The organism is Bacillus sp. ISL-78, from assembly GCF_018613455.1.
GTDB classification, from domain to species: Bacteria; Bacillota; Bacilli; order Bacillales; family DSM-1321; genus Peribacillus; species Peribacillus frigoritolerans.
This window is the reverse complement of record NZ_JAGGQC010000004.1, coordinates 349,944-363,673: the sequence shown is the minus strand read 5'-3', so window position 1 is coordinate 363,673 and position 13,730 is coordinate 349,944. Positions and strand designations below refer to the sequence as shown.

9 protein-coding genes are annotated in these 13,730 nt (G+C 36.5%); 8 read left to right on the top strand and 1 reads right to left on the bottom strand.

Going from position 1 to position 13,730, the window contains the following annotated elements; all coding sequences use genetic code 11:
- Nucleotides 1-692: 692 nt before the first annotated feature.
- Nucleotides 693-1,256 carry an HD-GYP domain-containing protein gene (locus J7I96_RS07290; protein WP_214773048.1) on the bottom strand — a complete coding sequence of 188 codons (564 nt, stop codon included), beginning with the start codon at nucleotides 1,254-1,256 and terminating at the stop codon, nucleotides 693-695.
- A 1,410-nt stretch (nucleotides 1,257-2,666) separates the two neighbouring features.
- Between J7I96_RS07290 and J7I96_RS07285 the strand changes: the two genes are divergently transcribed.
- From J7I96_RS07285 to shc, 8 genes are all read left to right on the top strand, one after another.
- Nucleotides 2,667-3,356: a WxL domain-containing protein gene (locus tag J7I96_RS07285; protein WP_214773047.1), complete on the top strand. Its 690-nt coding sequence runs from the start codon at nucleotides 2,667-2,669 to the stop codon at nucleotides 3,354-3,356.
- Between the two features lie 28 nt (nucleotides 3,357-3,384).
- Nucleotides 3,385-4,080, top strand: coding sequence for a WxL domain-containing protein (locus J7I96_RS07280; protein WP_214773046.1), 696 nt, complete (start codon nucleotides 3,385-3,387; stop codon nucleotides 4,078-4,080).
- Nucleotides 4,081-4,174: 94 nt separating this feature from the next.
- Nucleotides 4,175-5,194, top strand: a complete 1,020-nt coding sequence (locus J7I96_RS07275; protein WP_214773045.1) for a WxLIP family cell surface protein — start codon at nucleotides 4,175-4,177, stop codon at nucleotides 5,192-5,194.
- Entirely contained in the window at nucleotides 5,184-7,445 is a 2,262-nt protein-coding gene (locus J7I96_RS07270; protein WP_214773044.1) for an L-type lectin-domain containing protein, read from the top strand. Before J7I96_RS07275 ends, J7I96_RS07270 begins: the two co-directional genes overlap by 11 nt.
- A 178-nt stretch (nucleotides 7,446-7,623) precedes the next feature.
- The gene (locus tag J7I96_RS07265; protein WP_214773043.1) at nucleotides 7,624-8,307 is read left to right on the top strand and encodes a response regulator transcription factor; all 684 of its coding nucleotides are present in this window, start codon (nucleotides 7,624-7,626) and stop codon (nucleotides 8,305-8,307) included.
- Nucleotides 8,308-8,731: 424 nt separating this feature from the next.
- Nucleotides 8,732-10,243, top strand: a complete 1,512-nt coding sequence (locus J7I96_RS07260; RefSeq protein WP_214773042.1) for an AcpB/EbpR/MafR family transcriptional regulator — start codon at nucleotides 8,732-8,734, stop codon at nucleotides 10,241-10,243.
- An 872-nt stretch (nucleotides 10,244-11,115) separates the two neighbouring features.
- On the top strand, nucleotides 11,116-11,454 hold the full coding sequence (locus J7I96_RS07255) for a hypothetical protein (RefSeq protein ID WP_214773041.1): 339 nt from the start codon (nucleotides 11,116-11,118) through the stop codon (nucleotides 11,452-11,454).
- 166 nt (nucleotides 11,455-11,620) lie between these two features.
- Complete coding sequence (gene shc, locus J7I96_RS07250; RefSeq protein WP_214773040.1) at nucleotides 11,621-13,516, top strand: squalene--hopene cyclase; 1,896 nt, start codon at nucleotides 11,621-11,623, stop codon at nucleotides 13,514-13,516.
- The last annotated feature ends 214 nt before the right edge of the window (nucleotides 13,517-13,730 follow it).

Here is a 13,730-nt window from a genome sequence, read left to right as displayed (position 1 = left end):
ATACCCCCCCGAAAGTCTTATAAAATCCACAATCCATACCTTCAATTTCACCGTATATGTATGCTCAATCGCTATCAGCCTTCTCATTTTTAAACTAGTTCTATATACAAAGGAAAATATTTCTAATGGGGGATCTTACGGGTTAAACGGGGATAGTTAAGGCGCTTTCATTCAGTTACTCTCTAGGGAATGAAAAAAATAATTAAATCCCTTGTTAATATGAGTATCAAATTATATTTGATACGATAGTGATATTTCCTAGTGTAATCAATCAACACACGAGAAGCTGATTCATCAGGAAATCCTTTCTTTAATCAGGTATGTTCGTATGCCCCTTCTACTTTCACTTTAATTGACCGTGAAGGTAATTCCTCCCTTGTTCCTGATTTCAATTCGTAAAGAAGGGACTTTCCTTACTGACCTCGCAACCTGTTCGAAACACCCGGACCAAACGGAGGCTTGTGAGGAGATCCCGGATTTTTGTTTGCTCCCCTATGTTTAACATTAACTTCTTTCCCCCCTCATAAATTGAAGCCATACCATTTGAATGGCTCCATTGTCTTTAAGTAACTTCCTGATTTATTGATTCTTTAATATTTTTTGAATTTCACGCATGCTGACACTTCTTTCAAATGAGATTACTTCTAAATAATATATTTCCTTCCCTTACCATTGATATGCTGAATGGAATATCATGGTAGGAGTTGGCGAGCCTTCGTTTCAAGGAAATTTGTATAGGATAGGGCCAAGTCTTTATCGTAATGAATGTCACTAAGAGATTTAATCTCTTGAATTATTTGGTATGGGTCTTTTGGATTTTGATAAATACGTCCATATAACATCGTATCGTAAGAATCAATAATTCTGATAATCCTAGAAAGTAGGGGTATACTTTTTCCTTTCTTTCCGTAATATCCAGAACCATCAAAATTTTCATGATGAAATAAGATTACATCTGAAAATTCTGATGGGAATTGGGGGATGTTTTGTACTATTTGTGCTCCGTAAACTGTATGGTGCATAATCTCTTCATATTCGAGTTTTGTTAGTCTTTCTTTTTTATTTAATAATTGTTGAGGAATTTCTAATTTACCAATATCATGAAGAGCTCCTAAAATAAAAAGAAATTCTTGATTTTCGATTCCCAAATAACGTCCGAAACCAGATAAGTCATTCCCCACCCTAAATGAATGGCAAGTTGTCATTTTACAGTGTTTATATAAATTACATATTAATTCTTGTGTAGTTTCTATCATTCCGTACTCTCCTTATAAATAATCTAAATTTAAGTAGATAGAATAATTGATTATTATTTAATAAATGTTATCAAGTAATACATCTAATACATCAATTAATTTCATCACTTCTTAAGAGTACCTCTTCAAAATTCAGACAATATATCTTTGTTGAAACCGAATAAATTAAAATTGGGACGTATCTTTTTACAACAGAAGTATAATTGAATTACCTAATCCAAAAATCCAACTGTTTTTATGGGATAGTACTAACAACACCTCAAAAAAGAAGTTACATATATGATCTTAACTGTAGAGAGGTTTTGGTTAAGTTTCTGTTATTCTGATTTAATACTAAAATACAATATAAATTTGCCATCATCTCACATAGTTAAAAGTCTCTAAAAAATAGGTAAGATCCGCCGAAAATAATCGGTGAAACTTACCTAAAAAAATGGGGTTGAGAGTATGTGCAAACAAGACTACTTACATTGCTAATATAAGACATGAAAATACCTATAGTATTTCTTTATTGAAGCTTACTACTTCATATTAGATATATTTTTAAAGATAGTTTGTCCCAAATCAATTGTCTTCTCATGTACTTTTTCCCGATTAGTCTTATGTTAGTTGGAAAAAGTGTCTACCTAACCCGCTTCAGCTGTAACTTCTACAAATCTTTCGGGCTGCTCCTGAGCAGACAAGTATGATCTCAAAACTTTCATTTTATAGCCCTGTTCAACATGCTCATAAGGTATCAATTTAACTCTTTCAAAAACAAGGCAATTTATATTTATTCACAATCCGAATCGCATTTTCATAGAGAATACTCATCAAAACAACTTCAACAAATTTCCGTTAAAACAGCCCCATAAATTTATTTTGACTAGAGTATATGCCGTTTATCGAAACTATGAGCCCTTTTTATTATTTATTGTCAAATCCCCTTTTCTTACCTTCTAATAGTGCTTCTTCCTCTTGAAATATAACTTTTTTGAAAATAATTTCATTCTTATCATGATCATTCTAAATTTCATTTAACTAAGTGAATTATGCTTCTTATTCCTTCTTTATCCTTCTAGCGTTAAATTTACAGTACCGGACAAAACACAACAGTCCTAAGTCATTCAACTAAATATCCATGGGTCTAATTTCTTATATGAAGTCTCACAACCCATCTTTGAAATTAGTTCTAACGATTTATTTTATGGAATGTAATTAACACATGACATTCCTTTTATATTACAAACTACTCATTCCTCTCATTTCTTTATTGAACATAAATAACTGCCAAGGAGGGACAAACAACGGGAAAACGAGGAGTTATTAGTAGAATTGGTACAGTGTTTTATCGATGCACTGGGTTTTTCATGCAAATCCAAGGAATGGTCATGTTCAACATATATTAAAATTAAAAAGGGGAAATACAAAATGAGTATCACAAAAGCCTTAATTAAAGGATTAATGTCCTTAGCAGCATTATTGTTATTCGCGACACCTACATTCGCAGCAATCGATCCCAATGCAGTGACTGGAAGTACAGATGGCCTTGGAGCAACTTCTCAAGGTCATATTACGATTACACCTGGAGACGAAACTACAGGACCAACTGACCCGATTTTCCCAAGTGAACCAGGTGGTGAAACAGGTAACGAAGGTTCATTAACGATTGATAATGTTTCACCTTTAGAATTCGATACCCACCAATTAGCGAGCGGTGCAGTAGAATATACAACTACATCTATAGATCCTAACGTACAAGTAACCGATAAGCGTGGTACAGGTGTTGGTTGGGCTTTGCAAGTAGCAACCTCACCATTTACGGATCAAACGGATGGCACTAAGATTTTAAAAGGTGCAATTGTAACATTACCAATCGGTGCTGCTGAGACGAATCCAGGAAATGTTTCTCCACCACCTGAACTAAGGGAAGTACAATTAGGTACGGATAGTGGAACAACTAATCCCCAAATCCTCATGAGAGCTGATGTGAACACAGGATTAGGGACTTGGGTAGATAAACTTGATCCAAACAGCATTAAAATTTCCGTTCCATCAGGAAACTTAGCAGGAGATTATGTATCGACTTTAACTTGGAGTCTAGTGGACGCCCCACAATAATAAATAAACGAAATAGGAGATTGGAAAAATGAAAGCATTTAGTTTATCAGCAGCAGGCAGTATTATCTTGGCCGGAACACTTCTTTCAACAAGTTCCGCACAGGCGGCTGTCATAAATGACGCGACTTCTAATAATTATATTGGCTTTATTGCAGATGAGGGGCCAACAAATCCAGTAGATCCTACAAATCCGGACAATCCTAATCCACCAAGTCCAATTGATCCCGAAGATCCAGGCAATGGAGGTACTGGAAATACTGGGGCATTAACTCTGGACCATGCCTCAAACATCCAATTTGGAACACAAAAAATCATGAGTGGAAACACGACTTATAATGCTGAAAATACAGACCCCTTTGTACAAGTTTCAGATAAACGTGGAACGGGCGAAGGATGGTCTTTGACAGCAAAGGCTTCAGAATTTAAAAGCGATACTGGAGAAGTATTGAAAGGAGCTATTTTATCTTTCAAAAATGGACAAGTGAAATCACAAACCAGTAATGTTTCCACACCACCAACTGCTAATGATGTTGTATTTGATAATACAGATTCCAAAGTACTTATGTTAGCTGAAGTAGATGCAGGTCGCGGAACATGGCTAGATGTTTTTTCAGGTACTGAAGGCGATAATAGTAACGTACAATTAAGTGTTTTGGCGGGATCAGCTGATGCTCAAAACTATACAGCTACTATGACATGGGAATTATCTGACGCACCGAAATAAATTCAAATTCAAAAACTTGGCTTAATTAATTATTATAGCCAAGTTTTTTTAAAAAAATGACATCATGAAATTAGAGATGTGAGGGATAGAAAAAATGAAAAATATGTTATCCATTATGGTTTTAATATTATTGATTGGATTAGGATTTGTTTCCAATAATAAAGTGGCCTTTGCTGGTACTATGGAGTATTCAGTAAAAGCCAATATTCCCAAAAACCAAGTTAATAAAAAGCTCACCTATTTTGACTTGAAGATGGCTCCAGGTTCAAAACAAACGATATCTTTAACAGTTAAAAACACTTCTAGTGAAGAAAAAAAGATAATGATCGAACCCAATTCAGCTATTACCAATCAAAATGGAGTGATTGACTATAGCAAACATGGACACAAAAAAGACAGCTCATTAAAGTATGCTTTTTCTGATCTGATATCCCCAAAGCAAGAAATTACAATGAAAGGAAAAGAAACGAAGAAAGTGCCCTTTACTATTCAAATGCCCAAAGAGTCATTTGATGGAATTATTTTGGGTGGATTCTATGTACACGAAATAAATAAAGAGGACAAAAAGAAAGAAAATAATAAAGTTCAAATCAAAAATGAATTTTCGTATGTGATTGGCGTGAAATTAACCGAAACGGATGAAGTTGTTAAGCCGAAATTAAAGTTAAATGAAGTTCAAGCAGGGTTGATGAACTATCGTACGGTTGTTACTGCGAATTTACAAAATACAGAAGCTGTCATAATAAATAACTTGGATGTAAATGCACGTATTACGAAGGAAGGAAAAAAAGAGAAGCTCCACTCAACGAAGAAAAGTAAGTTATCCATGGCACCGAATTCTAATTTTGACTTTCCTATTACCTGGGATAATCAAAAGTTGGAACAAGGTAAATATCATTTATATTTAACAGTTACAGACGGTAATCAGACATGGAAATTCGATAAAATGTTTGAAATTAAAGGTGCAGATGCAAAAGAACTAAATAAAACGGCCGTTGAGGTTGAGAAAGACTATACCCTCATTTTTGTAGGGCTGGCTTTGTTGATTTTAGTACTAATTGCAATAATCTTCTTCTTACTTAGAAAGAAAAGGAGAAAGGACATTGAAAAATAAAAAAAGTTTCTCAAGAGCTGCCCTTTTCCTCATTTTAGTAAATGCATTATTTTTTTCAAACATTGGGTTGCCATCCTATAAAGCGGAAGCAGCGAATGAAAATAATCCTCCTTCTAAAATTGATGTTTCGAATATATTTACAACTCCTATAACTGGATCAAGTAGTAAAGTTACCAATGGTAATATGGTTGAAATAACTAATAGTACGTGGCAAAAAGGAGGTATTTGGTCCACAGAGATTAATAAAATGGACCTGACAAGAAATTTCACTTCCTCAATGTACATGTATTTTGGAAATAATGGAGATTCCGCTGCAGATGGTATGGCTTTTGTTATGCATAATGATGCTAGAGGTACAAATGCGACTTCTACAAATACTGGGGGGACACTTGGCGTTTGGGGATGGGAAGGTAATTCAACTAAAGCGATTCAAAAAAGTTTCGCAGTTGAGTTTGATACATGGCATAATTCTTCTGATTTTGATTATTATGTTTCTAATAAAGATCATATCGCATGGAACTTTCCAGGAAGGCCTGAGGCCTTTAATCATGTTGGTGCTTGGGGTATAAAACATAATGATATCCAATATACGACGGGTAACCTTGCAAATGATGTTTGGCGTAAATTTACCATCACCTGGGATGCCGCTGGGCAAAAACTAACTTATCAATTAGCTGGTACTAACGCCGTCACGGTTCCGATTGATCCAATGGTTATATTTGGCTCAACGTCAGTTTATTGGGGATTTACGGGTGCGACAGGGGAAAATGCTACTATACACCGTACTACCTTCGATTCTGTACCTGGCCTAGTGAATGCCGATCTTACCAAGAAAATTACTAGAAACGATGGATCTGTTGTGAATAATGGAGATCCTGTCTATAAAGGAGAAGAATTAACCTATTCGATTAACGCAAAGTATTTATCTGGAAAACAGGATTGGATGAATTTAATTGCAAATAGTAAATTAAATGATCACGTTACTTATATTCCAGAATCTATGACCTTAACGACCTCTGGCACGACTACAGAAGTAGAAGATAGTGTATGGTCAGGGAAATCGTTTAACCTTAGTCTTCCAAATATGAATAGTAGTATGAACGAAATCACTATTTCTTATAAAGTAAAAGTCAATGAGGTAACCGTTGATACACCAATAAGTGAAATAGTTAATTTTGTAGGTAGTAACTATATAACGAAAACGCATCCAGTAGATTATGTCATTCAAGCTAACCATGTACCTGAAGTGACTATAAATGAAAAAGGCCCCATTCACTTAGCTGTTGGTGAAGATTATCAAGCAAAGGGCACTTGGAAAGATTCAGATGATTCCACAAATACCTTATATTATGACTTAGATGGCGAGTTGCTAAAATCCGAAGTGCTAGACAATGGAGGTTCAACTGAACCGGTAGACTGGAGCTATCTTATAACATCAGATCAGTTAAAATTAGGAGAAAATAATCTTCAAGTCACAGCAAGAGATGGTAAAGGCGCTCATTCAGTTTCCGCTAATTTGAAAATCATTGTTGAAAGTCCTCCAGCCATTACGTTAACGGATGCTAATCGGGAAATTCCTGTTGATTTTGGCACTGAGTATACGATTAGTGGCAGTTGGAACGACCTTGATAGTAATCTAGTTGATTTATATTATGCAGCGAACAGTAATACTCCTGTAAAATTTGCTTCTAATGTATCAAATTCTACTAACAAAGGTGAAGACATTAACTATCAATACAGCATTCCGGCAGATCAATTGTCCATAGGGATGCATCAAGTTTCAGTTTATGCTGTAGATGATACGGGTCGAAAATCAAATATTGAAGTAGTGAACGTCAATGTAACGGGAAAATTAAGTTTCATGAGTGTAACTGAAAATGTCAGTTTTGAAAATATGCAAATACCGAATCAACCAACCTATTCAAAAAGAAATAATGATTGGGACATCCTTGTGAACGATACCCGTGGATCGGGAAGTTCATGGCGTCTCACAGCAACATTAATGGAGGAATTCTCAGATAGTCAAGGGCATTTTTTGAGGGATGCATTAAAGTTTGTTAACGAGGATGGAATTGAAACAACAATGGCGCTTGGAACTGAGACGAATGTTTATGAAATGATTACACAAGAGGAACAAAATGTATCGATTAACTGGGAATCAGATAAAGGTATACTGCTAAAAATTGATCCTTTTGTTTATATAGGTAATTATATCGGGAAAATTAATTGGAATCTAATTGATGCTCCATAAATAATAACTCATCAGTTAATCGTAACTTGAAGAAATGATATGAACTGAATAGGTTCCTTAGGACAATTCGCGGGTAGAAATCCTTATTTTATATACTTGTTTCATTTCATTGTTACGAATAGGTTTAATAAACGTTCTAAAAATATAGAAAATCAGAAGGGTAGGAGAAGCTGCCTAAATGACTACCACAATTGCTATTATAGATGATCATCAACTTTTCCGAGAAGGGGTTAAACGAATCCTTGAAATTGAAGAATCTTTTCAAGTTATTGCCGAAGGTGTAGATGGTAACGAAGTAGCTTCTATTGAAAAAGAATATAAGCCAGACGTTTTCATAATCGATATAAGTATGCCACTAATGAATGGACTCGAAGCAACACGCAGGCTAATCGAAAATAACCCCAATACAAAAGTAATGATCTTATCCATAAGTGAAGATGAACATTATGTAACCGAAGCACTTCAAAGCGGTGCATTAGGTTATCTGCTTAAAGAGATGAGCGCAAGTGAACTTATTGATGCTGTTCATCTTGTTGCGGAGGGCGGTACTTATTTGCATCCAAAGGTGATCAACAATATACTAAATGAATATCGAAAATTAGTTGAAAAAAACTTAAGTGAAGATGAAGCTTTTGAGCAATCTCTTAAGCTTTGTCGCCCACTCCACCTGTTAACAAATCGCGAATGTGAAGTCCTCCAATTGCTTACAGATGGAAAAAGCACCTCCCAAATCGGCGAAGCACTTTTCATAAGTGAAAAGACAGTAAGAAATCATGTCAGCAGAATACTCCAAAAGGTAAAAGTAAATGACCGCACTGAAGCAGTTATCCATGCGATTAAAAATAACTGGGTCAAAATATAATAATAGATCTGACTTTTCATTACGAAAGTTAATGGTTGAAATAATGTAACAATCACCTGCCTACTCGTTAACAGGCCACAAAAAAGATAAAGACCGGTTTAAGCACTTACTTTATGTAAGTGCTTTTTGGTACACATACAGTCATGATCATCATCTTCTTAAAAGTTGCGTTTCTAATGAGAAAGAAAAATACATTAAATAACTGGGTGTGTGCCATAAGCGGGACGGTAATTTCTAATTTTCGGAATATTACCCCAAGAAAGTGAAGGTACTATTAAAAAACGGGACTTAGTTACTATCAGAATCGATGTAAACATTCTAGGTTAGGAATGTAAACTCCTTAAACGGAGAAAATAAAATGAGAATTCTTTTGTAGTCTTAGGTTTAGGAATAGATTTTGATCAATTACGAAATAGGTGATAATATGAATCGATTTTATAAACGTTATTCAGACTTGATCTTTCATTTACTTAATAATAACAAATGGATTAGTATAGCTGAATTATGCGATAAAACAGAGTATTCAAAAAGTACTATTTGGCGAGATTTAGAAATCCTGGAGTCTATTTTCCCTGACGGATGGGTTTTGAAAAAAAGTGAGAATCTTGGAGTTCGTCTAATTAAACCTGAAAATGGTACATTAGAAAGTTTATTAACACAAATAAGAGAAAAGAATTCCTATTTACACACATTAAAGTTAATTCTTTTGAACGATGGTGTTGATATTTCCCAGATATCCCAAGCGGTTTATATTAGTCGTTCCACTGCATACCGTCACCTTGAAAAATTACAAGAGGTTGTGAGTGAGGCAGGTGTTACATTAACTGCAAGCCCCTTTAAAGTCATTGGGGATGAAAAAAAGATTAGAAGATTCATCATGCAATATTTGGACTTCATGTCGGTTGAATCCAATATCATTAAAGATGATTCACTCGATACGATAAAATTTCAAACAGAATTATTACAGCTGTTTTCAAAATATTCAATGTCTTGCAGAACAGGCGCCTTACAGCGATTAACAATGATTTTATCTTTATCAAATTTTCGTGTCTCCATGGGGCATTATATCTCATTTCCTAAAAAACTTATAAATACTTACGAGGGTAGTAAATATTTTGAGCTCTCGAAAGAATTGGTAAACTATATGGCCAAATGCCCTACAAGAGATATTCAACTACAAGAAATTCTCTTCTTTGCTATTTATATCATGAGTGAGGAACGACCATTAAATAGATCACAGTACATCAATTATATTAAAAAAAGAATGAGGAGCCAAAAAGGACTTCCCTTGATGAAATTTTTAAAATGTCTTTCTAAATATGTTGGTTTTAATCTATCACAAGATGATATCTTTTTATTTCATTTATCCCAAACATTAAAAAGGATACAAGTTGAAACTGAATTTGAAACGGAAAGTGCAGGAAATTCAATGCTGCAGTTCCTTCCATACTTTGAAACAAATCCGATTTTCGAGGTAATTGAGGAAATGGCAATTGAAAGTTTTTCTTCAGTGCCTTTAACGATTAAGAAACTTGATGTTTTAGAGATATTTTCACTTCTACAGTCTGTTGTCTTGAGAAAATGGAATCAACATACAATACAGGTTGCGTTAATGTGCAGAACTTATAACGAAAAAGATTATATTAGGGAAGTATTAAAATATCACTATGGTAATAAAGTGGCTATCTCAACATTGGATCCATCCAGCATTGATTTGCTTTTCAAATATGAGGAGTTTGATTTGCTCATTTCTACCGAAGTTGGTAATAATACAAATATGCTAATTGAGCACATCCCTACCATTCAAGTATCGTCCTTTCCCACCCCTTCAGAATTAATAAATATTAAACATTTTATAGAACAGCATTTTTATGGAAATTTAGGCATAGAACCGGAAATGATCCATCCATTTGGTACTAATGAACGTCCTTGTTAATGACCATAAGAGCTCGAGTAGAAGAAAATCAGTATATTTGCTAACCCGAATTTCTCTCATAATTCGGGTTAGATGATTTAAAACATGCCTTCTTTGAATCCAACCTAACTTCTGATAATTGACACTTCGGCCGGAATCTATGCCTTACCATTTATTCACTGCTTCTTTCGGGGATGTCTTGTTCTAATATTTCCAAAATAACTCTGATACAGAAGGAAGCAGCACCATCGGCGGTTTCCATTTCATGTATAGCAGGATATAGCAGGAACCGGTTGGCTTTTTGGGGTTCGATACCCCTCCCCTAAAAGGCGCATGCCTTTCTCGGAAAAAAACGGAGCTCCCCCTCTTTCATTTCATCCAATTCCTCAATATAGCCTTCCAGCCAATCTTCAGCTAATTTTTCAGGTTGAAAACCGTTATACAATCATTTGGAAACCACACATCTTCCCCATATTGCCGTCTACTTCCAACAGTCTCCTGCATCCTTTACAGGCATATTTATAAATTCATAGAAAACCTTTACATCCCCATGAATTTACTAAATTTCAAACTCTTTCTCAATAAGGGGCAAATTCTTCGTACCTCTCTTGGCTGAATTTTAATATCGTTATTTACTCCTAAAGACATCAAAACCACTTCCTCTTTTTATTTGCTCTTAGAATAAACTAAAAGTAAACATTATACCAATCATGAAAATTGCATTTTGAGCATGAAAAACACCTTAAAAAAAAGAATTAGAGGTATCTTAGTCAGTAATCGTTATAAATTTGATTAAGAAAACGATTTTCAATATTTTTTCAGAGTTTGAAAAAAACCTTTCTAAAAATGAAATAGACTACTTTTCACTAATAACATTTCCAGTTTATTTATAAATGGGCCTTTCGAAACGACAGCAGTGGTTCATAAAGGGGCTGAAACGGTTCCCAAACCCTTCTGTATCAGCAAAAATTGCTGAAAATAAAAAATACATGAAGGTAGCTGTTGAAAGTATGGTCAATGATTTAATAGTTTCCGCTGAACTGGAAAGCGGACATTCCACAAGGGAGTCGTCACTTCAAAAACTCGAGATTTCCCAAAAGGAAGCTATGTTTTCGACATGGGGTCATCCTGATGCCAACTTCCTCTCCCTTGCCCTCGAACCCGAAGGCATAGACAGCTACGTGCTGCCGATTTACCGCTATGTGCGGTCATCTTCCTTACCAGTTAAATGATGCATAGGATCTAAAATGACGCTTTGGCAGCTCTCATTGCCAAAGCGTTTTTAGTTCCCCCTCCTTTATTCATGTGGGACGATGCACCTGACCTGATTTCTTGAATGCAACGACAAGTTTTGAATATACATATAAACGGAAATGTGTTTTTAGAGGAGGAAAGTCATTGAACCAACATGTACAATCGGAAATCAATCGCCTTGTTCATCGCTTGAAACAAGACCAATCCGCTGATGGTTCGTGGAATTATCCCTTTGACACCGGGATAACAGCAGATGCCTATATGATCATATTATTGAAAATTCTAGATATGGAAGATACTTCACTTATAGATGCTTTAGTAAAAAGAATCGAAAGCAAGCAAACGGAAAATGGGTCATGGAAACTTTTCCAAGATGAGAAGGACGGCAATGTTACGGTTACGATCGAGGCTTACTATGGCCTTCTTTTTAGCGGACTCCGCAATAAGAATCATCCCCATATGAGGAAAGCCAAACAATTCATTCTTTCCAAGGGCGGCATCAAACAGGCCAAAATGTTAACGAAAATGATGCTTACTGTCACCGGACAATATCAATGGCCGCGCCTATTCCCCATTCCACTCGAAGTGGTCTTACTGCCTCCGACCTTTTTCGTCAGCATTTATGACCTTTCCGTTTATGGGCGGGTCAATATGATTCCATTGCTATTGCTTGGCCATAAAAAGTTTCAGATCACGACCCCGGACACGCCAAGTTTAAAAGATTTATTCCAAACAAGGGAGGACAGTTCCGAAGAGCAAGTGTGGGAAGAATACCGTACCGAAGAATATCGTTCCTTCTTCTCCAAACTTCAAACAGGCGTCAAAGCCTTGATTGGTTATCCGGATTATTTGCATTCCTTGGCCTTGGATTCAACGAAAAGGTTCATGCTCGACAGGCTGGAACCAGATGGGACACTGTACAATTATTTCGGCTCTACCTTTTTCATGATCTTTGCCCTCCTTTCAATAGGATATTCGAAAAGAGATCCAGTGATTCTAAAGGCCATTGCCGGTCTGAAGGGGATGGCCTGCTCCATTGAGGGACACACACATATCCAGTTCACGACGCCCCATGTTTGGAATACCTCCTTAATAAGTTACGCCCTTCAAGAAGCGGGAATGCCTTTCAAAGACAAAACGGTCAAGGCCGCCAATCAGTACTTACTGTCACGCCAGCATTATATGTATGGAGATTGGCTGATCCATAATCCTGATGCAATTCCTGGAGGCTGGGGGTTCTCGGATTTGAATACCATGAATCCGGATGTCGATGATACGACCGCCTCACTGCGGGCGCTGGCAAAGCAATTGCAAGCGAAACCGGATAATCGGGACAGCTGGCAGCGCGGTGTCGCCTTCACGATTTCCATGCAAAATGATGATGGTGGATTTCCAGCCTTCGAACGGAATAACGACCATAAATGGCTGCAGCTTCTTCCTATAGAGGGTTCGAAATATCTCCTGACTGACCCTTCCACCGCTGATCTGACAGGAAGGGCGCTGGAATTCCTGGGGAACTATACAAATATGAAGAAGCCGGAAGAAGTCAGTAAAAGAGCGGTGGATTGGCTATTGGAAGACCAGAAACGAGATGGCTCCTGGTATGGGCGCTGGGGCATCTGCTTTCTATATGGCACATGGTCTGCACTGACCGGCATGAAGGCAGCAGGGCAAGCCACTGGACATCCATCCATCCAAAAAGCCTTAACTTGGTTGAAGAAAATTCAAAATGAAGATGGCGGCTGGGGTGAATCTTGTTACAGTGATATCAAGCAGCGATATATCCCCCTCGGAACAAGCACACTGACACATACAGCCTGGGCTGTGGATGCGTTGATATCGGCATCGGAAAAGCCGACAGCCGAGATTGAAAAAGGCATTGCCTATCTCATCCGTGCAGGTCAACAAGAAAGCTGGACCAATGATTATCCTGCAGGCCAGGGAATGGCGGATTTTTTGTATATCCATTATCATAGCTATCGCTATATATATCCCCTTTTAGCCTTAAGTCATTACAATAAAAAATTCCTGGAGACTTAATCGCCAGTGTTTTTTTCATATTAAAGGTGAATATGTGGATTACCTGTGGAAAAGTAGTGAATAACACCGGAAAGTTATCCACAATCCGAGGTTATCCACATTCATTTATCCGTAAAAGTGGCAAAAGCAAGAATTTCCCCATCAAATTTGTTGATTCATTCATTTCGGCTATGTAAAAATGACTGGTTTTATACAGGTTTGTGGATAGTTTGGG